The organism is Kitasatospora cheerisanensis KCTC 2395, assembly GCF_000696185.1.
GTDB lineage: Bacteria > Actinomycetota > Actinomycetes > Streptomycetales > Streptomycetaceae > Kitasatospora > Kitasatospora cheerisanensis.
Genome location: NZ_KK853997.1, coordinates 7,774,224 through 7,796,324, shown reverse-complemented (window position 1 = coordinate 7,796,324; position 22,101 = coordinate 7,774,224). Strand labels below are relative to the sequence as shown.

The following is a 22,101-nucleotide window of genomic DNA, read 5'->3' as shown; positions in this document are numbered from 1 at the left end:
TGACCCTGCTCGACGAGGGCGCCGACCTGCACTTCGTCCACGCCGGGACCCGGCACCTGATCTGGCCGCCGGGCATCCCCGACGACCTGATGCGGCGCGCCGAGACCTGGCGCGACAAGGGCCGGTTGCACTTCACGCACTACCGGCCCGAGCAGAGCTGGTCCGCCGTCCGGGCCGCCGGGGTGATCGTCCATCCGACCGTGGACCACGGCGCCCACGGCGAGCCGTTCTCGCTCTCCGTCGCCCAGGCGGTCATCTGCCACCGCCGCATCGTCGCCAGCGACTCCGGCAACCTGCCGGCGCTGCTGGCCGGTTACTCCGCCGCCGAGATCGTCCCGGCCGGCGACGCGCGGGCCGTGACCGGGGCGCTGCGCCGCGCCCTGGACGCGCCCCGGTCGAGCCGACCGCGGCCGACCTGGCGCTGGCCGGGCGCCTGCGGGAGTCCTTCGCCACCGCCGGCCGGCAGCACCTGTCCTTCTACCGCACCGTCACCGCCACCACCTGACCCGGAGGTTCCCGTGTCCACCCCCATCATCCTGGACTGCGATCCCGGCCACGACGACGCCATGGCCATCCTGCTGGCCGTCGGCGACCCGCGCGTCGAGCTGAAGGCCGTCACCACCAGCGCCGGCAACCAGACGGTCGAGAAGACCGCGATGAACGCCCGCCGGATGTGCTCCCTCGCCAGGGCCTTCGACGTCCCGGTCGCCGCCGGCTACCCGAAGCCGCTCACCGGCACCCTGCTGATCGGCGACGACGTGCACGGCGAAACCGGCCTGGACGGCTGGGAGTTCCCCGAGCCGGAGGTCCCGCTGCAGTCGGCGCACGCCGTCGACCTGATCCACGACCTGCTGGTGGACAGCCCCGAACCGATCACCCTCGTGGTGACCGGCCCGCAGACCAACATCGCCGGCCTCTTCGCCCGCCACCCCGACGACCGGGCGCGGATCAAGGAGATCGTCTGCATGGGCGGCGCCACCCACCGCGGCAACACCACGCCGTACGCCGAGTACAACATCCTGGTCGACCCGGAGGCCGCCCACGAGGTCCTCGCCAGCGGCGTCCCGATCACCTACTGCGGCCTGAACGTCACTCACCAGGCCCCGGTCACCTCCGAGGTGATGCAGCGGATCCTCGACGTCGGCACGCACATCAGCAAGGTGTCGGCCTCGCTGCTGGGCTTCCGTTCCAGCACCTACGACCAGATCTGGGACCTGCCCGACGCGCCGCTGCACGACCCGGTGGCCATCGCCCGGGTCCTCGACCCGACGCTGGTCGACTGCGTGGAGGCCCCGGTCTCCATCGAACTGCGCGGAGAGTTCACCCGGGGCGCGACCGTGGTCGACCTGTACGGTGTCACCGGACGGACCCCCAACGCCAAGGTGGCGACCCACTTGGACACCGAGCGGTTCTGGGACGTCTTCATGAAGGCACTCACCGCTCTGGGCTGACCCGACGACACACTCCCTGGAGGCTGACCCGCAGTGCACGCTCCTTCCGGACCGACCCCCGGCCCCGCCTGCTCACTGCGCTCGCCGGCGCGCAGCTGCTGGTGGCGCTGGACTTCTCCATCATCTATGTCGCGCTCCCCGACATCGGGGGAAGCCTGCACTTCTCCACCGTCGCCCTGCAGTGGATCGTCAGCGCCTACGCCATCTTCTTCGCCGGGTGCCTGCTGCTCGGCGGCCAGCTCTCCGACGCCTTCGGCGCGGGGCGGGTCTTCCTCTCCGCCCAACTCCTGTTCGCGGCCTCCTCGGTGGGCGCCGCGCTGGCCGGCTCGGCCGGGCCGCTGATCGCCGCCCGGGTCGGGCAGGGCGTTGCCGCGGCGCTGCTGGTGCCGTCCACGCTCGGCCTGCTCAGCGCCGCCTATCCGGCCGGTCCCGCCCGGGACCGGGCGGTCAGCGTGTGGGGCACCACCGGGGCGGTCGGCCTGGCGCTCGGGGTCACCGCCGGCGGCGGCATCCTGTCCGTCGCGTCCTGGCCGTGGATCTTCTGGATCAACCTGCCCATCGTCGCGGTCTGCCTGCTGGCCGCGGCCCGGCGCTCGGCGCGGCCGCGGACCGCGCCCGCACCCCGATCGCCGCCTCGGCGACCTTCGCCGCCTGCACCGCCGTGGTCGCGGTGGTGCTGGCGTTCACCGAACTCTCCCGCGCCCACCCGTCGGTGCCGGTGATGGCGGTCTCGGTGCTGACGGCGCTCGCCGCGGGCGCCTTCCTGGCCGCCGGCCGCAGCCGCCGCCGGCCGCTGGTGCCGGGCTCGCTGCTGCGCGTGCGCACCCTCCAAGTCGCCTGCGTGGTGGCCGCGTTGTACATGGCCAGCTTCGGCGCCGAGTTCTACCTGGTCACCCTCTACCTGCAGGACGTGCGCGACTGGAGCGCGCTCGCCGCCGGCATCGCGTTCCTGCCGCTGGCCGGCACCATCGTGGTCGGCAACACCCTGGCCGGGCGGCTGGCCGGCCGGATGCCGCTGGGCCGCCTGCTGGCGACGGCCTTCCTCCTCGGCGCGGTCGGCCTGGCCGTCCTCGCCGTGGCGGTCGGCGCGCACGCCGGCTACGCGGCCGGCCTGCTGCCCGGGCTGCTGCTCAGCGGACTGGGCCAGGGCATGGCGTTCACCGGCATGTTCATCACCGGCACCCGCGACCTGCCGCCGCAGAGCAACAGCACCGGCAGCGCCCTGGTGACCACCGCGCAGTACACCGGCGGCTCCGTCGGCCTGGCGGTGCTGGTCCTGCTGCACGGCGAACACCCCGTCACCGCCGATTTCACCCGCACCTTCCTCGTCACCGCCGCGGTCGCCACCGCGGCCGCACCGCTGGCGCTCGCCCTGCTCGCCCGCGACGGGCGCGCCACCACCACGGCATCCCACCCCGCGATCCCCGCGGAAACCCGGGCCGGAGGACAGCAGTGAACCGCACCCACCTGATCGACCGCTCCGAACTCCCCGCCGACGTGCAGCAGTTGGTCGCCGGCTTCGAGAAGGACTACAACTCGTACTTCGGCAGCCTGGTGCACTTCGGCGGCCCCGCCCTGGCGGAGCTGCACCGCCCCGGGCCGCTGCCCGCCAACGTCCGGGTGGCCTCCGCCGAGCGGCCCGCCGTCCTGGAGCGGATGGCCGCCATCGCCGAGATCGCCAACCTGACGGACCAGCAGGAGGCCGACCGGGCCCGCTACTTACGAGCCCTGCTCGACATCTACGCGCTGCTGCCGGTTCAGGCCGCGGAGCGGGCCGCCGAGCCCGGCACCGCCGTGATCGCCCCCGAGCGCGAGGGCCGCATCCTCGCCGAGCACCTCGGCGTCACCGACCGGCACGGGTACTGGACCCCGCAGGCCAAGCGCATCCCGATGGCCGACGGGCTGATCGTCGGCGTCGACGAGTGGCTGCCCTCGCGGGCCGAACGGGTCGTCATCATCGACGGCGTGGTGGCCAGCGGCGTCACGCTGATGGCCATGATGCAGCTCGCCCTGCAGCCCGGCGCCACCGTGGACGTGTTCACCTGCCACTCCACCCAGCAGGGCGCCCTCGCCCTGGCCCGGCACGCCGAGCAGTTGGGCCTGCGGCTGACCCTGCACATCGGCCACGTCTCCGGGGTGCTGAACCGCAAGTTCTACGCGGTCAGCCCCGACGGCGACGGCACGCTCGTCCTCGGCGACGTCGGCGACACCATCGCGCCGGTGGCCGCGACCCGCCCCGCCCCGGGCGCCCGGCCATGACCACCACCGGAGCCGACAAGGCGAGCAGACGCCCCGTCACCGGCCCGGCCGCCGTCCTCGACCGGCACTTCGAACTCGCCGCCCGCGGCACCACCTGGCGCCGGGAGGTACTCGCCGGCGCGTCCACCTTCCTGGCGCTGTCGTACATCGTCATCGTCAACCCGGCGATCCTCGGCCAGGCCGGCATCCCGCGGACCGCCGCCTTCCTGGCCACCGCCGCGGTCGGCGGCCTCGCCACGCTGGCGATGGGCCTGTGGGCCCGGCTGCCGTTCGCGGTCGCGCCCGGCATGGAGATGAACTCCGTCGTCGCCTTCTCGGTGGTCGGCACGCTCGCCTTCGGCTGGCCCGAGGCCCTCGGCATGGTCTTCTGGTCCGGCGTCGCCATGCTGGCGGTCTCCCTGCTGCGGGTGCGCGAGGCCGTCATCAACGCCATTCCGGCCGAGCTGCGTTCGGCGCTGGCCGGCGCCGTCGCCGTCTTCATCGCCCTGATCGGCCTTCAGATCGCCCACCTGCTGCGCACCTCCGGCGGGCACCCCGCCGGGCTCGGCGACTGGACCGGCGCTCCCGCGCTCGCGCTCGGCGCGGGCCTGGCCGCGTCCCTGCTGGTGGACCGCTTCGGCGGCCGGGCCCGGCCGGTGGCCGTGCCGGCCGGCATCCTCGCCTCGGCCGTGGTCTGCGCGGCCGGCGGCGTCGCGGCGGCCGATCCGGGCCGCGGCCTCGACGGCGCCGGCGCCGCCCTGTTCCGCTTCGACCTGACGGTGATCGCCGACCCGCGGGCCTGGGGCGTGATCCTGGTGCTGTTCGCCCTGGACTTCTTCGGCAGCATCGCCAAGATCGTCGGCCTGACCGCCCACACCCCGCTCCAGGACGGCGCCGGGAAGGTCCCGGGCATGCGCCAGGCCCTGCTGATCGACGCCGGGGCGACCGTGGCCGGCTCCGCCGCCGGCTCGTCCAGCTTCGTCGCGTTCGTGGAGAGCGCGGTCGGGATCCGGGCCGGGGCCCGCAGCGGACTCTCCGCCGTCACCACCGGGCTGCTGCTGCTCCTGTGCCTGTTCTTCGCCCCCGTCCTCGCCCACCTGCCGGTCGAGGCCACGGCCGGCGCGCTGGTGTTCGTCGCCGTCAAGATGCTCACCGCGCTGCGCCCGGCCCGCGGCGACCGCCTCGCACTGGCCGCGATCGTCGTGGCGGCCGCCGTCACCGTCGCCACCCTGGCCATCGACCAGGCGATGGCCGCCGCGTTCGCCACCAGCGCGGTGCTGCGCGCGGCGGGCCGGCGACCGGTCCACCCGGCGCTGTGGATCACCACCCTGGTGCTCGCGGCGAGCATCCTGCTCCAGTACCTCCAGTTCTGACCCTTCCGGACCCGTTCCGATCCGACTGTCCTGACATGCCGTCAGCATCTGCCCGAGGGAGCGCCCCCATGCCCCGTGACGACCGGACCCCGGAGTTCGCCGGGTCCGTGGACCAGCCCGGCTCCACCCCCGAACGGCTGCGCCGCCAGATCGAGTTCGTCATCGAGGTCGACCAGCTGAAGAACGTCTTCCGGCGCAGCCCGCTGCTGGCCGCCGACCGGCGCGAGAACGACGCCGAGCACTCCTGGCACCTCGCCCTGATGGCGCTGGTCCTCGCCGAGTACGCGGACGAGCCGGTCGACCCGTTCAAGGTGCTCGCCATGGTCGTGCTGCACGACCTGGTGGAGATCTACGCCGGGGACACCTTCCTGTACGACGCCGCGGCCGCCGCCGGCCAGCAGGACCGCGAACGCGCGGCCGCGGACAAGCTGTTCGCGATCCTGCCGGACGACCAGCGGGACCGGTTCCGGGCGGTCTGGGACGAGTTCGAGGAGCGGGTCAGCGCGGAGGCCCGGTTCGCCAAGGCGATGGACCGCCTCCAGCCGCTGCTGCTCAACTACGGCAACCGCGGCGGCACGTGGCGCACCCCGGGGGTGACGGAGGCGGACGTGCTGGCCCGCAAGTCCGTGATCGGCGAGTCCTCCGCCGAGCTGTGGGCCTACGCCGAGACGCTGATCCGCACCGGCGCCGAGCACGGCTGGGTGCCCCGGTCATGACCGCGCTGGCCCTGTTCGACCTGGACGGCACCCTGCTGGACACCGCGTCCACCGTCGTCGCCACCAGCACCGCGGTCCTCGCCTCGCTCGGCGTCACCGGCGTCGGCCCGGAGGCGGTCCGCGCCACCATCGGCCGCCCGCTGGCCGAGTCCTACGCGGGGCTCCTCGGCGCACCGGCCGACTCGGCGGAGGTCGCCGCCGCGGTGCGCGCCTATCTGGCGCTCTACCGCGAACGGACCGTGCCCCGGGCCCGCGAGCTGCTCTACCCGGGCGTCGCGGACGGCCTGGCCCGGCTGTGCGCCGCCGGCCTCACCCTGACGGTGGCCACCAACATGCTCACCGCCAGCGCCGAGGCGCTGCTCACCTCGGCCGGCCTGCGCGACCGGTTCGCCCTGGTGGTGGGCGCCGACGCCGTAGCCCGCCCCAAACCCGCCCCCGACGCCGGCCTGTTGATCACCACCGAACTGGGCCACCCGCCCGCCGAGGCGGTGATGGTCGGCGACACCGTCCACGACGTCCTGATGGCGAACGCCGCCGGCCTCCGCTCCGTCGCCGTCACCTACGGCCTCCACTCCGAGGCCCGCCTCCGCACCGCCGGCCCGACCTGGCTGGCCGCCGACTTCCCGACGGTGGTCGACCGGATCCTCGCCCCGGCCTGACGCCCCGTCACACCGATCGCGGCCTCCGGCGGGTCTCCGCTGCGGAAGACCTGCCGGAGGCCCCCGGCTTCCCCGTCGGACGTCCGGTCAGGCGGGCCGGACGCCCGGGTTGCCGGCCTCCGTGACGAAGGAGGCGGCGGTGAGCAGGGTGCCGCCGGGCCGGGTGATGTGGCTGACGGCGCGGTAGTCGGCGCGGGCCTGGTGGCGGTCGAGGGTGACCAGGGTGTAGCCGCGCCGGCCGTCGTAGAACTTCATGTGCGGGTTGGCGGCGGTCAGCGTGGCCCAGTTGGACGGGTGGGCCTCGCCGTCGCCGTCGCTGCTGATCGAGGTGCCGACGAACTCGACGCCCACGGTGCGGGAGTTCGGGTCGTCGAAGTTCCGCTTCACGTCGAGCGCGTAGGCCACGTGCACGTCACCGGTGAGCAGCACCAGGTTCTTCACGCCGGCCTGCTCGACGGCGGTCAGGAAGCGCTCGCGGGCGGCCGGGTAGCCGTCCCAGGCGTCCATGGAGAGCTTGGAGGAGGCGGCGGTGGTGTTCTTGCGGCGGGAGAACACCACCTGCTGCGGCACCACGTTCCACAGCGCCTTGGAGCGGCGCAGCCCGTCGGCGAACCAGCGCTCCTGCGCGGCGCCCATCAGGGTGCGCTTCGGGTCCTCGGACGCGGGGGTCGGGTACTGCCAGCCGTCGCCGTTGGCCTGGTCGTCGCGGTACTGGCGGGTGTCGAGGATGTCGAACTGCGCCAACTGCCCGTACTGGAAGCGGCGGTAGAGGGTCAGTTCGGTGCCGTTCGGCTTCGGCATCCGCAGCGGCTGGTTCTCCCAGTAGGCGCGGTAGGCGGCGGCGCGGCGGGCGACGAACGGCGCCGGGTCCTGGTTCTTCTCGGGAATGCCGGCGGCGTAGTTGTTCTCCACCTCGTGGTCGTCCCAGGTGACGTACCAGGGGTGGGCGGCGTGCGCGGCCTGGAGGTCGGCGTCGGTCTTGTACAGCGAGTACCGCAGCCGGTAGTCCTCCAGCGTGGCGGTCTCGTGGCCGAGGGCCGCGGGCAGCACGCGGTCGGTGTACTTGCGGTCGCCGCCGGCCTGGTCGATCCCGTACTCGTAGATGTAGTCGCCGACGTGGAACACCGCGTCCAGGTCCTCCTGGGCGAGGTGCCGGTAGGCGGTGAAGTAGCCGTCCTCGTACGCCTGGCAGGAGACCAGCCCGATCCTGGTGCGGTCCAGCTTGCGGCCGTGGTTGGGGGCGGTGCGGGTGCGTCCGACGGGGCTGCTCCACTGGCCGACGGTGAACCGGTACCAGTACTCGCGGCCGGCGTCCAGGCCGTCGGCGTCCACGTGCACCGACCAGTTGAACTCGGCGTGCGCCCGGGCCGTGCCGCGACGCTCGGTGCGCTTGAACCGCTCGTCCCGGGCGATCTCCCAGCCGACCCGCACGCTGCCCGCCGGCGGCATTCCGGCGCCGGGCTCCAGCGGGCGCGGCGCGAGCCGGGTCCACAGCACCACGGCGTCCGGCAGCGGGTCGCCGGAGGCGACGCCCAGCGTGAACGGGTTCTCGGTGAGGGTGCGCGCGGCGAGTTCGTTCTCCTCGGCGTGCGCGCCCGGCAGGTTGACGCCGAAGGCGAGCGCGGCGGCGGCCGAGGTGACGGTGAGGAACCGGCGGCGGTCGAGCCGGGCTGCGGCGGCGCGCAACTGCTCGTCGGGGGTGGGGCGGTCGGCAAGGCTGCTCATCGGAGTGGCACCTTTCGCTGAATGGGCGGGTGTGCGAAGGAAATTCGACCCGTTCAGGTGGTCCGCCCGTGGTCCTCACTCCGGCAAACGAATGATCATTTGATGGCAAAGTCGTGAAGTCACTGGTCGACGGTGAAGACCACGGCCTGACCCTGCTCGGCGGCCCGCCGGTAGAACTCCCGCAGGTCCGGCAGGAAGCACACGGTGTACGCCAGGTCGTCCTCGCCCCGGAACCCCTCGTAGTCCTCGAACTCCAGCTCCGCGTACCGCCTCCGCAGCCACGCCTCGTCGACCCCCGCCAGCGCCTCCGCCACCGCCCGCACCTCGACCGGCTCCAGGTGGCACACCACGTAGTCCTCCCCCTCCAGCAGCGGCCGGCCGCCGAGGATCGCGTGCGACAGCGGGAACTCCCCGTTGCCGAACTGCAGCCGGCCGTCCGTCAGACACCGGTGCAACGCGTCCCACGCCTTGTCCAGCTCGCACACCCGCGGCTCGTCCCAGGCCTCCTCCACCTCCTCGACCACCCCCATCACCTCCTCGTCCCCCTCACACGCCCCAGCCGCGCCCCCTCCTCCGCCGTCAACGCGAACAACACTCCCCGACACCCCATCCCCCGGGCGCCCCCTTCCGTCTCTCCGACCGATCCAAGCCGACCTCACTGACAGTCCCTCGCTTCAGCCCGTCCGGTCGAGCAGGTCGCGGCCCAGCGGGGTCAGGGTGTGCCGGACGCAGCGGCCTTCGCGGGTGGTGGCGATCAGGCCGGCCTCGCGGAGGGTGGTGGCCCGGCGGCTGGCCGCGGAGGGGGAGAGGTGGAGCGCGTCCGCGAGTTGACGGGTCGACAGGGGGGACCTGAGGGCGGCCAGCGCGGCGCAGCGGGCCGGGCCGAGGAAGCGGCGCAGGACGTGCGGGCCGGGCGGGGCGGCGGGGCCGCCAGCAGACGGTTCACCTGGCCCGGGGCAACTGGAGCAGCATCCACCCCACCTGCGCCCCGGGGGTCCGCCCTCTCGGTGGGGCCCGGCGGCCCGGCTGGCGGCGGGACTAGCCTTCCTCTTCCTCGCGGAATTGCTCCTTGTCGCCGGCGTCGACCGCGGCGATGAACTCGACCTCGACCACGGCCGCGTCCACGATGTCCACGGGGATGGTGACGTCGATGAAGTCCGCGTCGATGTCGACCTCGATCGCGTTGACGTCGATGGTGTCCACGTCCACGGCGTCGATGTCGACGTCGACCACGTCGAGATCGGTGAACGGGGGGACGAACTTCAGGTCGGTGGGGGCGAGTCGGGCGAGCGTGGAGGGCATCCGGAAGGTGCGGGCGAGTGCGGTGCGGGCCCGGTCGACGGCGGTGGAGCGCTCGGCGAGGGCCAGCGAGCGGCCGAGTTCGACGGCCGTCCCGGCGAGGGCGACGCAGACGGCGTGGGCCCGCCAGGCGAGCAGCGGGCTGAGCTCGGCGAGCGCCGACGGGTCCGGCACGGCGTCGGTGTACCCGATGGCGCGGATCTTCATCATCCGGGGGTCGGCGGCGCTGTTCCACAGCCGTCCGATCAGGGCCGGTCCGGGCCGCATCTGGAAGACCACGCCGCCGGACCAGCCGGGCTCGGCGCTGGTCCAGCCGAGGACTCCGTCGGCGTAGCCGAACCGCTGGACCGGCTTTCCGTCGCATTCGACGGTCGCGCCGCGCGCGTCGTCCTCGTCCGCCCGCACGGTGACCACCGGGCCGTCGACCCACCGGCCGCCGTCGCCGACCAGCGAGGTCCGGTAGCTGCCGTACCAGGTGGACAGCGGATCTGCCGCGCCCCGGGCGGCAACTGACTCCGGGTCGAACACGCCGACCTTGCCGAAGGCGTTCTCCGCGGCGGGGCGGGCGCTGCCGTGCCAGACCCGTCCGTGGCAGTACGGGCCCACGTAGCCGGCGCCGGCCGTGCCGTCCTGCGGCGCGGAGGCGAGGGCGAACTCGAGTGCCCCGGACGAGGAGTTGCCGGCGTCCTCGCTCCAGGACAGCACCCCGTCGGCGAGCCGGGCGCCCTGGAGTTCCGCCCCGTCGAGCTCGATCCGGGTGCCGCCGACGAACAGCGTCCGGCCGGGCTCGCCGTCGACGACCAGGTGGTAGCCGCCGGCCCACAGCGCCCGTCCGGCGCCGAGCCTGGTGAACGCCTCGCCGATCGCGGTGACGTCGGTGTCGTAGCCCCAGTGTTCGAGCGCGGTCCGGGCCGCCTCGGCGGGTGCGGGCGCCGCGGACGCCTCGACCAGCAGGCGGGTGTACTCGGCGGCGGTCTCGACGTCGGTGACCAGGCTCAGCACGAACCCGGCGGCGACCTCGTCCTCGGTGCGGTGGAAGCCCTCCCGGATCCGTCCGGCGTGCCCGGTCCGCAGCGCGGTCCGCTCGTCGGCGCGCAGCGGGGCCCGCGACAGCAGGACGCGGTCCGGGTCGTCCTTGTACTGCTCGATCTTGGCCGGGTCGACGGAGAGGTCGCGGATCGCCTCGTAGAACGCCCGTGAGGAACGGGACTTGCGGTAGTCGCGCGGCACCTGGTGCCGGTCGAGCAGTTCGACGAACCGCTCGTCGAACTCGGTGTACGGCTCGTCGAACGGCGCGAACGGGCCCGCCAGCGCCGAGCCGGAGCGCAGCTTCCCGCCCTTCGGCTCGGGCTGGACCGCGACCTTCAGCCCCAGCGCCTTCGCCGTCTCCAGGTCCATCGGCCGCTCGGCCACCGGCGGGACGTAGAAGGTGCTGATGCCGGTGACCCGCCGGCTGTTCTCCGGCTCCAGGAGCTCGGACAGCTTCACCCGCTGGACCACCGGATCGGCGATCGCGTACTGCGCGGCGATGTAGTTGACGATCTCGTGGTCGGGCCCGTACGCCTCCTGGAGGTAGTTGACCAGCGCCCCGAGGTGGGTGTTCGGGAATCCGGCGAACCGGAAGCCGGTGTCGCCGACGCTGCCGACCTGGAGCAGCACCACGTGACTGTCCGTCAGCAGCTGGCGCTTGCGCAGCAGCAGGTCGGTCGCCTCGATGATCTGGCAGCCCGGGCGCGAGGGGTCGATCCCGAGGTCCGAGAACAGGCAGTCCAGCGCGGAGACCGCGGGCAGCATGAACGCGGCGTGGCCCTCCTGCCGGGCGATGGCGATGGCCCGGTGCGAGGGGTTGACGAACACGCCGGGGTGTCCGTAGAAGACGCCGACGACGTTCAGGCCCTCGCGCAGCGGCCGGAGCATCGACTCGGCCATCTGCACGTAGGTGATCCGCCGCGGCTTGTCGTTGTCGTACAGCGTGTACAGGTCGACCGCGTCCGGCTGCTGGTCGAGGATCCACCGCTCGGTGGTCGGGTCCGAGACGCAGTAGAACACCCGGTCCGCCCAGCGGAGGTACTCCTGCGACTCCAGGGTGAACTGTCCGATGGCCCGGATCCCCGATCCCATCAGCACCAGCGTTCCCGGACGGCGCCCGGGCGCGGGCGTACTGCGGAGCTGTCCGTCGGTCATGAGCTCTCCCACTGCGATCAGGCCCCGCCCACACCTCGGGCACGACACTCGGCCCCTGCGCCGCACTGTAGGTCGCCCGCTCCCGCCCCGGCCCGCCCGGTCTCCCGCGGTGTCCGAGTCCCCTCGTTCGGCTCAGGGCGGCCTCCGTCACGCCCCGGCGTGCAGCACCGCCTCGGCGAGTTGCCGCACCCGCTCCATGGTGATGCCCGTCCGCTGCTCGACGGCCAGCGGGTGGTCGGTCGGCTCCAGTTCCACGGTGGGCCGCAGGCCCACCGCGCGGGTGTGCACCATGGTCTTCAGGTTGATCGTCGTCGGCTCGTACGGGAACAGCTCCGTCGACAGCCACCCGAAGTACGCGGGTTCCGACTCCCGCGCGGGGTTCTCCCACATCTCGCTCGCCCGCAGGAAGTTCCGCTCGCTGAGCGACACCCACACGCCCCACGAGAACACCTCGTCGTGGCCGAGGACGGGCAGTTCGATCAGGCCCCGGACGAAGAACGCCTCGCCCCGGATCACACACTGGTCGGACGTCAGCTCGCACTTCTTCGCCCGCTCCATCCCCGGCTCCCAGTGGACCGGCGCGGGGCTGGAGAAGTTCATGGGGGTCTCGGCGTGGTGTTCGCCGCAGCAGGCGCAGCTGAATCCGGTATCGGTCGACGTGCCGGCAGACGCTACCGCCCTGGTCGGACAGGCGGTGCGGCCGGGCTGCCGATCTTGACAGCGGCCGGTGCCCGGGTGGGATCGTGGCCCATGTTCACGACGCCCGACCGGCCGCTCGACGTTCTCGCCGTCTTTCCCGAACTCGCCCCCCTCGCCAGGCGCGCGACTCGGCTGCATCCTCGCCGCGGGATCCCGGCTCCGGGGGCGAGTTCACTGGCGGGGCCCCTGCTGTGGCCGGCGGACGAGCCGTGGCCGGCCTGCGGGCTGGCGCACGTGGTGAAGGTCGAACGGCCCGCGACGCCCGAGGAGTCCCGGCATGCCGCCACCGGACTCGCCCGGCTGAACGCGGACTTCGAGCAGTCGATGGAGCCGTTCTCCGCGCAACTGGCCGATCCCGGCTCCGTCCTGGCCACCTTCCGGGACCGCTGGTACGACCTCCAGCGCGCCGCCTCGGCCGAGCCGCGGGACCGGGCCGTCGTCACGACCGAGGAACTCCTGCCGCCCGAGCAGCCGGTGCCCCTGCTGCCGGTCCTGCAACTGCACGCCGCCGACGTACCGGAGACGTCGTTCCCGGAGGGCGCCGACCTGGTCCAGCTCCTCTGGTGCCCGCTCCCCCACCGCAGCGCGCCCGGTCTTCTCTCGCACCTTCCCGGACCGGCCCCGCTCCTCATCTGGCGTGCCGCGGCCGGACTCTCACGGTCCGTCGGGGCGCCGCGGCCGGCCGGCGCGATCGACGGCTTCGTGCTGGAGCAGTGCGTCCTCGGCCCGGAGGGCATCACCGAGTTCCCGTGCGCCGAGGCCCTCCCGGAGCCGCTGCGCTCCCGCGTGCTGGAGTGGGACGAGGCCCAGGACGCCGCCGGCGGCCCGACCTACGACCGGGACCTCTCCGTGGCTCCCGGCGCCAGGACCGGCGGCTGGCCGGTCGGCCCCCGCCGGGTCCGGTGCGACTGCGGATCCGAGACGGCCCTGTTCCTGACCCTCCCCGAGGGCGGGGAGGGCGAACCGGGTTGGAGTCCGGTCGGGGATCCTGCCCGCGCGGCCCGGCCCGAGGACAACCCGACCGGCCTGACGGGGCCGGAGGAGATCGTCGTCTTCCTCTGCACCCGGGATCCCCGGCACGAGGTCCGGATGGTCGTCGAGTAGGACGCACTGTCGGAGCAGGGCCGTAGGGTGCCCGGATGCCGACCCGAGAGCTGCCCGAGCAGCGGCGCGCCCTGGACGCGGCGGCCGCCGACGCCGCGTCGGCCGCCGCCGAGTACGACGACGCCCGCCGCTGGTTCGCCGCCGAGCGGGCCCGCGGGTGGGTCGAGCCGCTCGCGGCGGAGGTGTGGGTGTTCGACCCGGCGCTGACCCGCGTCCTGATGGTGCGTCACCGGCACCGCGGCTGGGTGCCGCCGGGCGGGGCGGTCGAGCCGGGCGAGACTCCGCGCGAGGGCGCCGCCCGCGAGCTCCGCGAGGAGACCGGCCTCGCCGTGCGGCTGCTGCCGCGCCGGCCGCCGCCGCCGTCCGCTCGTACCTCCGCGGTCTGCCGCCGACCCTCGGGCTGTCGTACGCCGCGCTGGTCGACCCGGCCGCGCCGCTCGCGCCGGAGGACCACCAGCCGGCCGCCTGGCTTCCGCTGGACCGCCCGTGGGACAGCTGCTTCCCCGCCGACCGGCCCCGGATGCGGGCCCACGCCGACCGGCTGGCCGGGGGCCGCTGACAGGTTCCGATCGGGCCCGAACTGTGTCACCGTCAGGTCCTGATCCTGTAACAGCAGCCGGCGTTCCGATCATGCGCACCTAGCCTGAGCTGCATGAGCCTGACAGTTTCCGATGTCGCCGCCGCCGGTGCGGCCTGGGTCTGGATGCCGCCCGACGCCGAGGTCGTCCGCACCGACGAGTACACCTTCCTCCGGCTGCCCGACTACGTCGACTTCGACCTCTCCGTGGTCTCGTTCACGCCGGCCGCCCGGTTGGCCGGGTCGTCGACGAGCTGGTGGAGCGGGCCCGCGCCTTCGGCCCGCCGATCCTGGACTGGCAGGTGCTGCTCGGCGCCCCGGCCGACCTGGAGGCCGAACTGTCCGCGCGCGGCGCGACGGTGAAGCTGGTGCTGGAGATCATGGCGGCCGACCTGAGCGGCGGCGTCCCCGAGCTCCGGCAGCCCGTCGTGGACGTCTCGCTGCGCTGGGCCACCGACGCCGCCACCGCCCGGGACGGCGTGACGATGGAGGCCGCCGCCTTCAACGGCGCCGTTCCGCCGGACGACCGGATCGAGGCCCTCGCCGCCCGGAACGCGGCGTCCGTCCCGGCCGGTGGCGGCGGCATGGTCGTCGCGTACCTGGACGGCGAGCCCATCGGCAGCGGCGGCGTGCAGGTCGTGGACGGCGTCGCCCGGCTCACCGGCGGAGTGGTGGTGCCGCAGTGGCGCAGGCGCGGCGTGTACCGGGCGCTGCTCGGCGCCCGGTTGACCTACGCGGTGGGCCACGGCGCGACGATGGCGCTGGTCAAGGCGAACCCGACCACCTCCGGCCCGATCCTGCTCGCCTCCGGCTTCACCTCGTACGGTCCGGAGCCGGTGTACGCCGTCCCGCTGCACCAGGACCGCGCAGCCTCCTGAGTCGCCGTCAGAGACGGCGGGCCCGCAGCACCCCGGTCAGCATCGGGAGGTCGAACTCGCCGTCCGCGGTCTCCGCCCGGCCCGCCAGGTAGGCGCGGGCCCGGGCGAGCCGCGCCTCCCGCTCGTCCGCGGGCATCACCAGCAGGCCGGCCCTGGTGCCGAGCGTCGCCACCAGCGATTCGGCGGTCCGCCGCTGCCCGTGCGGGAATTCGGCCTGTTCGGCCGCTCCGAACCGGGCGGGGCCGCCGGCAGGGGGCAGGTGCAGCGCGGCCGTCGCGGTGCGCCAGCTCGCGGGCACGTCGCGCGGGCCGATCGCCTCGGGCCCGCCGACCCGGGCCAGGCCGGCCACCCACTCGACGCCGTCGTCGAACAGGTTCCACAACCCGGCCAGCCCCCCGCCCGGGGCGAGCACCCGGGCGATCTCCGGGCCGGCCGCGTCCATGTCGAACCAGTGCATCGCGTTGCCGGACACCACGGCGTCAACGGATCCGTCCGGCAGCGGAATCGCCTCGGCGCTGCCCGCCAGCGCCCGGACCTCCGGCAGCTCGCGGCGCAGCGCGCCGAGCATCGCCGGGTCGGGTTCGACCGCGACGACCTCGACGCCCGCGGCGAGCAGGCAGCCGGTGAGCTTGCCCGTCCCGGCCCCGAGGTCGAGCACCCGCGGCCCGGGCGCCGCTTCGAGCGCCCACCGGACGGCGGCCTGCGCGTAGTCGGGGCGGTGTTCGGCGTACGCGCCGGCGACCGCGCCGAACGAGGAGCGGTGCACGCGGTGTTGGTCGGTCTGCGCCATCGTGTGGATCCCCCTGGTCGGTACGACGGATACGACCGGCGGATCGTACGACGGAGGCGCGCTCGGGCCGGGCGCGGCCGTCGCCGTCCGGCCCTGGGCCGCACTTGAGTACGGATACTCTGGCGCCAGGTGCATCGCATACGGAAGAATGCCGCGCGGGGGGACGGGCCGCCCGGGGCCCGCCACTGGTTTTCCTTGGGAGCACTCGCCGTGAAACGTCCTGTCCTGGTCCTGGCCGCTGTCGCGCTCGCCACCACCGGCACGCTGACCGCCTGCGGCAGCACGCACGCGGGCGACCCCGGCACCGGGGCGAAGGCGCAGCCCGACCCGCAGGTGTCGGCGAGCATCAGCAAGATCGAGCAGGAGGCGGCGGAGCGCCGGCAGCGCGAACTCGCCGAGGCGGACCAGAAGTTCCCCGCGGTGGCGAAGGCCTGCGCGACGGCCTCCACCGCCGTGCCCACCCCGGTGCCGACCGCCGGGCCCGGCGATTCCGGCGAGTCCGGCGGGTCGAACCCGGAGAACCCCAAGTACGCGGAGAACCACGCCTTCCGGAAGATGATGCTGCTGACGGAGAGTCAGCGCTGCCGGGGCGAGGCGCACGCGGCCCGGATCACGGCGGCGGCCGCCCGCGAGACGCCCGCCGACGAGGCGCAGGGCCGCGCGCTGATGAACCGGCTGGACTACCCCCAGGCCACGCTGTCCGCCGCCGGCGACGGCGTCCACTTCACCCTCTCCGTGCCGGGCTCGGGCGGCTGTCTGACCGGCGTCCTCTCCGGTGCGGGCCGCATCGAGGTGCACGGCGTCTACCTGGAAGGCGGCTGCGAGTACCCGCGCGGCGGCCACTGACCTCACCCCGCCCCGACCCGCTCCTCCCCTTCGCCGCACGGCACCTCGCAGCGCCCGGCGATCCACGCCGACGCGGCGGCCGAGATCCGCACCGGCACCGCCCGCCGCGTTCCCGGCCGGCGGCCCGCGGTGCGCGCACAATCGAGGTGCCGGGCGCGGGGTGCGGCGGGCAGGATGGCGCGATGACGAACGATGCTCTGCTGCACGAGACTTGGCGCCGCTGGGAGCTCCTGGCGGACGCCCCGGCGACCTTCCCCGCTCCCGGCCGGGCCACCGTCGTGGTCTCGCCGAACTCCGGCTTCTGCCCACCGGGCTGGGTCGGCCTGGTGACGCTGGGCGGCGCCGTCCTGGCCACCGCCCCGGACGAGCGCCGCGCCCGCCTGCTCCGCGCGGCCCTGCACGAGCAGCCGGACGAACCGGCCACCGACCCCGACCTCCTGCGCACCCTCCTCCCCGTCACCGGGCTGCTCGGCCCGGCCGCGCTCGCCTACCTCGCCCCTGGCGGCCTCCGCCCGCACCCGGCCACCGTCCACCAACTCCCCTGCGACGACGCCCGCTTGTGCGACCTCGCGCACCGCACGGGCGCAGCGGATGCCGAGGAGTCCGGCCTGGCCGGCCTCACCTCGCCGGTCTTCACGGTCCTCGCCGAGGACGGCCGGGTGCTCGCCGCCTGCGGCTACCGCCGCTGGCCGTTCGGGATCGCGCATCTCGGTGTGCTCACCGACCCCGCCCACCGGGGCCACGGCCTCGCCCGTCGCGCCGCCTCCGCCGCCGCGCGGCACGCTCTCGCCGCCGGCCTCCTCCCCCAGTGGCGGGCCCGCGTCCCGGCCTCCCGCCGGGTCGCCGCCCGGCTCGGCTTCCGCGAACTCGGCACCCAACTCTCGGTCGAGGTCGGTTGATTGGCGGCCCATCGGAATCGACGGCGGCATCCTGGGAGTGCGCCTTCGGGGCAGGGCCTGGGTGGCGGTGGTGCTCAGCCGTCGACCAGGACGATCTTCCCGGCCGCGCGGCCGCTCTCGCCGAGGCGGTGCGCTTCGGCGACCCGGTCGAGCGGGAAGGCGTGCACCCGGGGAAGGGCGAGGCGGCCGCTTTCGACGAGCGCGCCGAGTTCGCCGAGGACGTAGAGGGCCCGGCCGTCGTCCCCGCGGCTGAAGGCCACCCCGTGCTGCTGGGCGCCGGTGAAGTCGGCGAGGGTGACGACGTGTCCGGGGCCGCCGCTGAGCTCGATGAGCCCGGGCAGCGCTCCGTGTCCGGCGACGTCCAGGGCCCGGTCGACGCCGCCGGGGGCCAGGGCGCGGACGGCCGGCCCGAGGGTATCGCCGTAGGCGACGGGTTCCGCCCCGAGTGACCGGACGTAGGCGTGCCCGGCGGGGCCGGCAGTGCCGATCACCCCCGCGCCGCGGGCCACGGCCAGCTGGACGGCGACGCTGCAGACGCTTCCCGAGGCGCCGTTGATCAGGACCAGGGTGCCGCTCGCCACGCCCAGCCGGTCGAGTCCGCGGGCGGCCGTCTCGGCCGCGGACGGGAGGGCCGCCGCAGCGGCGAAGCCCGCGGACGCCGGCAGCGGCGCCCAGTGCGACAGCACCGCCGACTCGGCCTGGACGCCGGCGGTTTCGGAGAGGCCGAGCACGCGGTCGCCGACGGACACGCCCGTGACGCCCGCGCCGACCTCGTCCACCACGCCCGCCGCCTCGTGCCCGAGCAGTTGCGGCAGTTCCTGGTCCATCAGGCCCGCGCGCTTCTTCCTGTCGCTGGCGTTGACGCCGGCGGCGCGGACGGCGATGCGGATCCGGCCGGGGCCGGCGTGCGGGGCGGGAAGGTCCACGATCTCCAGGACCTCGGAGCCTCCGAACCTGCTGAACCGCACCGACTTCATCCTGGACTCCGATCCGGACGGCGGACGTGGGGCGCCGGCTCCGGGCCGCCGGCGGGTGCTCGTGGTCAGGCGACGCGTTCGCCGTCGTAGAAGACGCCGCCGGTGGGACCGTCGGCGGGCAGGGTGGCCGCCCACGCGATCCGCCCCGCCCGCACGATCGCCGGCCGCCGCGGCCGCGCCCCCGCTGCGCTTGCCGTCAGCGCTGCGCCGACACCAGCAGCGCGGCGTGCGGCAGCGCCAACCGGCCGTCAGCGTCCAGGAATTCGGCGGCGAGCCGGTCGAACTCCCGACGGATCCCGAGCTGCACGTCCGGCTCCTGACGGTGCAGCAGTTCGCCCAGGAAGGCGACGCCGGTCGCGGGGCCGGCCCACCAGTCGTCGGCGGTGGCGCGGTGGTTCCAGGACAGCACCCGGCCGTGGACGGATCGCAGGCCGGCGCCGGTGAGCAGCGCGGTGAAGGCGCCCGGCTCGGTGACGGCGGCGAGCGCGGCGGGCGGCGGGGGAAGTCCGCGGGGCGGACCGCACCGGCGGCCTCGAAGGCGCGGCCCAGCAGGGACTGTCCGGGCGGGGCGGGGGCCGCCCAGGTGGTGAGGGCGAGCCGGCCGCCGGGGCGGAGCACGCGGCGGAGTTCGGCGAGCGCGTCGGCCGGCCGGCCGACGTGGTTGAGCACGAAGTTGCCCACGACGCAGTCGAACGCGCCGTCCGGGAAGGGGAGTTCGGGAAGCGTCGCGGCCCGCACCTCGGCTTCGGGCGCAGCCCGTCGCGCCTCGGCCAGCATGCTCGGTTCGGCGTCCACGGCCACCACGCGGGCCCCGCGCGCGCAGGCCGCCGCGGCGACGGTGCCCGTGCCGGTGCCGACGTCCAGCACCGTGCTGCCGGGCCGGACGCCGGCGGCATCGAGCAGCGCCGGGACGGGGTGGGCGCACAGCCGGGCGAAGCTCGCGGCGTAGGCGGCGGCCCGCCCGGACCAGATCCGCCGCTCCAGCGCCTCGAACGCGCCGACGCCCTCCGCCCCTGCGACGACCGGCTCCTGAACGCCCGTCACTTCGCCTCCCCGACCGCCACCTTGGCGAGGAATCCCGTCAGGTTGTCGCGCAGGCGGTCGATCCGCTGCTCCTGCGTCAGCGACTCGTGGATCCTGGTGCCGGTCTCGCGCAGGCCGCGGACGTACAGCGAGCAGGCGAGGTCGCTGCACACGTAGGCGCCGACGGAGTTGCCCTGGCGGCCGGCGGGGCCGGCCAGCGGTGCGACCAGGAGGGCGACGCCGCCGGTGTGGGTGGTGACGCACAGGGAGCAGATGCTGCGCCGGGGCGGCCGGCCGGCGCCGGAGGAACTGCGCAGGACGACGGCCCGGGCGCGGTCGTCGACGACGGTGACCAGGTAGGCGCGGTCGGGGCCTGCGGGTCGCGCCAGCCGAGGAAGTCGAGCTCGCTCCACGGCTGCTCGGCCAGTTCGCGCGGCAGGTTCAGTCGTTTCGCCTCGCCCTTGGAGCAGTTCAGGAACGCGGCGCGGATCTCGGATTCGGTCAACTCTCGCACGAAACGCCACGCTAATTTGCCTAAGTCGTTTAGGCAAATGGATAATCTGACCGAGAGGTGCGAGAAAGCGATCGAGGAGCGGGAGGCGGGTCCGGGTGGCGCGTGCTGGGCTGTCGGCGGAGGTCCTCACCAGGGCGGGCGCGGAGTTGGCCGACCGGGTGGGCTTCGAGCAGGTCACGGTGACGGAGTTGGCGCGGCGCTTCGACGTGAAGGTGGCCAGCCTGTACTCGCACGTCAAGAGCTCGCAGGACCTGAAGGTGCGGATCGCCCTGCTGTCGCTGGCCGAGCTCGCCGACCGGGCGGGCGACGCGATCGCCGGGCGGGCGGGGCGCGACGCGCTGGCGGCTTTCGCCGAGGCGTACCGCGGCTACGCACGCGAGCATCCGGGCCGCTACCAGGCCACCCGGCTCCGGCTCGACCCGGAGACCGCCGCGGCCAGTGCGGCGCCCCGGCACGCCCAGCTGACCAGGGCGATCCTGCGCGGCTACCACTTGCCGGAGCCCGCCCAGACGCACGCGGTGCGCCTGCTCGGCGGGGCCTTCCACGGCTACATCGAACTGGAGGCGGCCGGCGGCTTCGCCCACACCCCGGTCGACCCGCAGGAGTCCTGGGACTGGATCGTCGACTCCCTGGACGCCCTGCTCCGCGCCCGAGCCGACAACTGACCGCCGACCGCCGACCGCCGACCGCCGACCGCCGACCGCGAAGCATCGACCGCACAACACCGGCCGCCTACCGCAAAACACCGGCCGCCGGTCGGACGAACCGACCGGCGGCCGACGGAGGGGCCTGACGCACCGTCACGCGCCTTCGCGCACCGGCAGCTTCCACCCGGGCCGCGGGTAGTGGCAGGTGTAGCCGTTGGGGTAGTGCTGGAGGTAGTCCTGGTGCTCGGGCTCGGCCTCCCAGAAGTCGCCGACCGGGGTGACCTCGGTGACCACCTTGCCGGGCCACAGGCCGCTCGCGTCCACGTCGGCGATGGTGTCCAGCGCGGTGGCGCGCTGCTGCTCGTCGACGTAGAAGATCGCCGAGCGGTAGCTGCTGCCGATGTCGTTGCCCTGGCGGTCCACGGTGCTCGGGTCGTGGATCTGGAAGAAGTACTCGAGCAGCGTGCGGTAGCTGATCCGCTCCGGGTCGTAGACGATCTCCAGCGCCTCGGCGTGGCCGGGGTGGTTGCGGTACGTGGCGTGCGCGTTCTCGCCGCCGGTGTAGCCGGTGCGGGTCGACTGGACGCCGGGGAGTTTGCGGATCAGCTCCTGCATTCCCCAGAAGCAGCCGCCGGCCAGGACAGCCCGGTCCGTGGTCATCTCGTTCTCACTCCTCGCGTGGGACGTCCGCACTCCTGGTGCGGTGCGTGTCCCCTCCGCGCGGTGCCGCCCGGCGGGGACCATCCGGTCCAACCGCCGCCGGGCGTCCGGTGTTCCCGGCGGTCTCAGGTCGCCAGCCCGTCCAGCACCTGCGCGCCGGGCAGGGCGGCCAGTGCCGCGCCGGGCAGGATCAGCTTGCCGCGCCGCCGGCCGCTGCCGATCAGCACCCAGGGGGTGGCGGCGACGGCGGCGTCGATCAGCAGCGGCCAGTGCGCGGGCAGGCCGACGGGGGTGATGCCGCCGTACTCCATGCCGCTCTCGCCGACGGCGGTGTCCATCGGCGCGAACGAGGCCTTGCGCGCGCCGAGGTGGCCGCGCACCGCCTTGTTGACGTCGAGCCGGGTGGTGGCCAGCACGACGCCGGCGGCGAGCGTGGTCTCGCCGCCCCGCTTGGCGGCGACCACCACGCAGTTCGCCGACGCCTCGACGGGGACCTGGTACGCGGCGCAGAACACGGCGGTGTCGGCGAGTTCGGGGTCGGTGTCCACGTACCGCACGGCGCGGGCGAGTTCGGCGTCCCACTCCTTGAGCAGCGCGGCGACCGGCCCGGCCAGTTCGGCGACGCAGTCGACGGCCCGCCGCACGTCGGGGAAGTTCCCGAACGGCGCCGTCACCCGCCCGTCCGACGAGCCCGAGGAGCCCGAGGTGGCCGAGGAGTCCGGGGTGACCGGGTCCGCCGTCCCGGCCGGCGATGCGTGCTCGTTCATGGACCCACCCTAGCGAACGGCACCGCCGGGTCCCGGCTGGCCCGTTGGGGTGACCGCACCCGGTGTCGCCGCCGG

Annotated in this window: 23 protein-coding genes and 2 pseudogenes; 13 read left to right on the top strand and 12 right to left on the bottom strand. The window is 74.5% G+C overall.

The genetic code is table 11. The features are described from left to right. The 7 genes from KCH_RS45580 to KCH_RS35025 all read left to right on the top strand — a co-directional run. Positions 1-1,451 (top strand): nucleoside hydrolase (locus KCH_RS45580; RefSeq protein WP_051653789.1); only part of this gene is annotated, 1,451 nt, incomplete at its 5' end. Positions 1,452-1,552: 101 nt separating this feature from the next. Next, entirely contained in the window at positions 1,553-2,173 is a 621-nt protein-coding gene (locus tag KCH_RS43060) for an MFS transporter (RefSeq protein WP_051653788.1), read from the top strand. Then, positions 2,113-2,907 (top strand): MFS transporter, encoded by a 795-nt coding sequence (locus KCH_RS43055; RefSeq protein WP_051653787.1) that lies wholly within the window; start codon positions 2,113-2,115, stop codon positions 2,905-2,907. The genes KCH_RS43060 and KCH_RS43055 overlap by 61 nt, the downstream gene beginning before the upstream one ends. After that, positions 2,904-3,710 carry a hypothetical protein gene (locus KCH_RS35040; protein ID WP_035870042.1) on the top strand — a complete coding sequence of 269 codons (807 nt, stop codon included), beginning with the start codon at positions 2,904-2,906 and terminating at the stop codon, positions 3,708-3,710. Before KCH_RS43055 ends, KCH_RS35040 begins: the two co-directional genes overlap by 4 nt. Then, on the top strand, positions 3,707-5,062 hold the full coding sequence (locus KCH_RS35035; RefSeq protein ID WP_051653786.1) for an NCS2 family permease: 1,356 nt from the start codon (positions 3,707-3,709) through the stop codon (positions 5,060-5,062). Before KCH_RS35040 ends, KCH_RS35035 begins: the two co-directional genes overlap by 4 nt. 68 nt (positions 5,063-5,130) lie before the next feature. Next, entirely contained in the window at positions 5,131-5,778 is a 648-nt protein-coding gene (locus tag KCH_RS35030) for an HD domain-containing protein (RefSeq protein ID WP_051653785.1), read from the top strand. Next, positions 5,775-6,437 carry an HAD family hydrolase gene (locus KCH_RS35025; RefSeq protein ID WP_035870039.1) on the top strand — a complete coding sequence of 221 codons (663 nt, stop codon included), beginning with the start codon at positions 5,775-5,777 and terminating at the stop codon, positions 6,435-6,437. The genes KCH_RS35030 and KCH_RS35025 overlap by 4 nt, the downstream gene beginning before the upstream one ends. 87 nt (positions 6,438-6,524) lie before the next feature. Here KCH_RS35025 and KCH_RS35020 read toward each other — a convergent pair whose 3' ends face one another. The 5 genes from KCH_RS35020 to KCH_RS35005 all read right to left on the bottom strand — a co-directional run bounded on the left by KCH_RS35020 (position 6,525) and on the right by KCH_RS35005 (position 12,482). Next, the gene (locus KCH_RS35020; protein ID WP_035870036.1) at positions 6,525-8,162 is read right to left on the bottom strand and encodes an alkaline phosphatase D family protein; all 1,638 of its coding nucleotides are present in this window, start codon (positions 8,160-8,162) and stop codon (positions 6,525-6,527) included. Between the two features lie 119 nt (positions 8,163-8,281). Beyond that, positions 8,282-8,695 (bottom strand): YfbM family protein, encoded by a 414-nt coding sequence (locus tag KCH_RS35015; protein ID WP_425268873.1) that lies wholly within the window; start codon positions 8,693-8,695, stop codon positions 8,282-8,284. A 141-nt stretch (positions 8,696-8,836) separates the two neighbouring features. Continuing rightward, positions 8,837-9,025: a MarR family transcriptional regulator gene (locus KCH_RS45575; RefSeq protein ID WP_341865500.1), complete on the bottom strand. Its 189-nt coding sequence runs from the start codon at positions 9,023-9,025 to the stop codon at positions 8,837-8,839. A 175-nt stretch (positions 9,026-9,200) separates the two neighbouring features. Next, on the bottom strand, positions 9,201-11,645 hold the full coding sequence (locus tag KCH_RS46325) for an SAM-dependent methyltransferase (RefSeq protein WP_084224105.1): 2,445 nt from the start codon (positions 11,643-11,645) through the stop codon (positions 9,201-9,203). Positions 11,646-11,792: 147 nt separating this feature from the next. After that, positions 11,793-12,482, bottom strand: a complete 690-nt coding sequence (locus KCH_RS35005) for a DUF2199 domain-containing protein (RefSeq protein WP_084224104.1) — start codon at positions 12,480-12,482, stop codon at positions 11,793-11,795. Between KCH_RS35005 and KCH_RS38300 the strand changes: the two genes are divergently transcribed. From KCH_RS38300 to KCH_RS34990, 3 genes are all read left to right on the top strand, one after another. Continuing rightward, on the top strand, positions 12,396-13,448 hold the full coding sequence (locus tag KCH_RS38300) for a hypothetical protein (RefSeq protein ID WP_157032329.1): 1,053 nt from the start codon (positions 12,396-12,398) through the stop codon (positions 13,446-13,448). The genes KCH_RS35005 and KCH_RS38300 overlap by 87 nt on opposite strands. A gap of 35 nt (positions 13,449-13,483) precedes the next feature. Beyond that, on the top strand, positions 13,484-14,050 hold the full coding sequence (locus tag KCH_RS34995) for an NUDIX domain-containing protein (RefSeq protein ID WP_244305575.1): 567 nt from the start codon (positions 13,484-13,486) through the stop codon (positions 14,048-14,050). A gap of 232 nt (positions 14,051-14,282) precedes the next feature. Beyond that, positions 14,283-14,903, top strand: coding sequence for a GNAT family N-acetyltransferase (locus KCH_RS34990; protein ID WP_035870027.1), 621 nt, complete (start codon positions 14,283-14,285; stop codon positions 14,901-14,903). A 7-nt stretch (positions 14,904-14,910) separates the two neighbouring features. On the opposite strand, the gene KCH_RS34985 is transcribed toward KCH_RS34990, so the two are convergent. Then, complete coding sequence (locus KCH_RS34985; protein WP_035870024.1) at positions 14,911-15,693, bottom strand: class I SAM-dependent methyltransferase; 783 nt, start codon at positions 15,691-15,693, stop codon at positions 14,911-14,913. 210 nt (positions 15,694-15,903) lie between these two features. Between KCH_RS34985 and KCH_RS34980 the strand changes: the two genes are divergently transcribed. Continuing rightward, the gene (locus KCH_RS34980; protein WP_051653782.1) at positions 15,904-16,539 is read left to right on the top strand and encodes a hypothetical protein; all 636 of its coding nucleotides are present in this window, start codon (positions 15,904-15,906) and stop codon (positions 16,537-16,539) included. 182 nt (positions 16,540-16,721) lie between these two features. Beyond that, the gene (locus tag KCH_RS34975; protein WP_035870021.1) at positions 16,722-17,438 is read left to right on the top strand and encodes a GNAT family N-acetyltransferase; all 717 of its coding nucleotides are present in this window, start codon (positions 16,722-16,724) and stop codon (positions 17,436-17,438) included. Positions 17,439-17,512: 74 nt separating this feature from the next. On the opposite strand, the gene KCH_RS34970 is transcribed toward KCH_RS34975, so the two are convergent. The 4 genes and pseudogenes from KCH_RS34970 to KCH_RS34960 all read right to left on the bottom strand — a co-directional run bounded on the left by KCH_RS34970 (position 17,513) and on the right by KCH_RS34960 (position 19,952). Beyond that, on the bottom strand, positions 17,513-18,415 hold the full coding sequence (locus KCH_RS34970; protein ID WP_035870018.1) for an NADP-dependent oxidoreductase: 903 nt from the start codon (positions 18,413-18,415) through the stop codon (positions 17,513-17,515). A 196-nt stretch (positions 18,416-18,611) separates the two neighbouring features. Then, positions 18,612-18,824: a hypothetical protein gene (locus tag KCH_RS45565; RefSeq protein ID WP_244305749.1), complete on the bottom strand. Its 213-nt coding sequence runs from the start codon at positions 18,822-18,824 to the stop codon at positions 18,612-18,614. 218 nt (positions 18,825-19,042) lie between these two features. Beyond that, positions 19,043-19,459: pseudogene (locus tag KCH_RS45560) on the bottom strand (class I SAM-dependent methyltransferase); the annotation flags it as partial. After that, positions 19,456-19,952 (bottom strand): annotated as a pseudogene (locus KCH_RS34960) (FBP domain-containing protein). The pseudogenes KCH_RS45560 and KCH_RS34960, both read right to left, overlap by 4 nt. Before the next feature lie 95 nt (positions 19,953-20,047). On the opposite strand from KCH_RS34960, the gene KCH_RS34955 reads away from it, so the two are divergent. Continuing rightward, the gene (locus tag KCH_RS34955) at positions 20,048-20,617 is read left to right on the top strand and encodes a TetR/AcrR family transcriptional regulator (RefSeq protein ID WP_035870014.1); all 570 of its coding nucleotides are present in this window, start codon (positions 20,048-20,050) and stop codon (positions 20,615-20,617) included. Between the two features lie 135 nt (positions 20,618-20,752). Here KCH_RS34955 and msrA read toward each other — a convergent pair whose 3' ends face one another. Both msrA and KCH_RS34945 read right to left on the bottom strand, forming a co-directional pair. Next, on the bottom strand, positions 20,753-21,259 hold the full coding sequence (gene msrA, locus KCH_RS34950; protein WP_035870010.1) for a peptide-methionine (S)-S-oxide reductase MsrA: 507 nt from the start codon (positions 21,257-21,259) through the stop codon (positions 20,753-20,755). Positions 21,260-21,384: 125 nt separating this feature from the next. Continuing rightward, positions 21,385-21,933 carry a YbaK/EbsC family protein gene (locus tag KCH_RS34945; protein WP_035875224.1) on the bottom strand — a complete coding sequence of 183 codons (549 nt, stop codon included), beginning with the start codon at positions 21,931-21,933 and terminating at the stop codon, positions 21,385-21,387. Positions 21,934-22,101 lie beyond the last annotated feature (168 nt).

What these genes read in the sequence shown, in the direction of transcription:
- KCH_RS35035 (WP_051653786.1), top strand. Translation starts at nt 3,707, where the DNA reads ATGACCACCACCGGAGCCGACAAGGCGAGCAGACGCCCCGTCACCGGC.
- KCH_RS35030 (WP_051653785.1), top strand. Translation starts at nt 5,131, where the DNA reads ATGCCCCGTGACGACCGGACCCCGGAGTTCGCCGGGTCCGTGGACCAG.
- KCH_RS35025 (WP_035870039.1), top strand. Translation starts at nt 5,775, where the DNA reads ATGACCGCGCTGGCCCTGTTCGACCTGGACGGCACCCTGCTGGACACC.
- KCH_RS35020 (WP_035870036.1), bottom strand. Translation starts at nt 8,162, where the DNA reads ATGAGCAGCCTTGCCGACCGCCCCACCCCCGACGAGCAGTTGCGCGCC.
- KCH_RS46325 (WP_084224105.1), bottom strand. Translation starts at nt 11,645, where the DNA reads ATGACCGACGGACAGCTCCGCAGTACGCCCGCGCCCGGGCGCCGTCCG.
- KCH_RS38300 (WP_157032329.1), top strand. Translation starts at nt 12,396, where the DNA reads ATGTTCACGACGCCCGACCGGCCGCTCGACGTTCTCGCCGTCTTTCCC.
- KCH_RS35005 (WP_084224104.1), bottom strand. Translation starts at nt 12,482, where the DNA reads ATGCAGCCGAGTCGCGCGCCTGGCGAGGGGGGCGAGTTCGGGAAAGAC.
- KCH_RS34995 (WP_244305575.1), top strand. Translation starts at nt 13,484, where the DNA reads ATGCCGACCCGAGAGCTGCCCGAGCAGCGGCGCGCCCTGGACGCGGCG.
- KCH_RS34985 (WP_035870024.1), bottom strand. Translation starts at nt 15,693, where the DNA reads ATGGCGCAGACCGACCAACACCGCGTGCACCGCTCCTCGTTCGGCGCG.
- KCH_RS34975 (WP_035870021.1), top strand. Translation starts at nt 16,722, where the DNA reads ATGACGAACGATGCTCTGCTGCACGAGACTTGGCGCCGCTGGGAGCTC.
- KCH_RS34970 (WP_035870018.1), bottom strand. Translation starts at nt 18,415, where the DNA reads ATGAAGTCGGTGCGGTTCAGCAGGTTCGGAGGCTCCGAGGTCCTGGAG.
- msrA (WP_035870010.1), bottom strand. Translation starts at nt 21,259, where the DNA reads ATGACCACGGACCGGGCTGTCCTGGCCGGCGGCTGCTTCTGGGGAATG.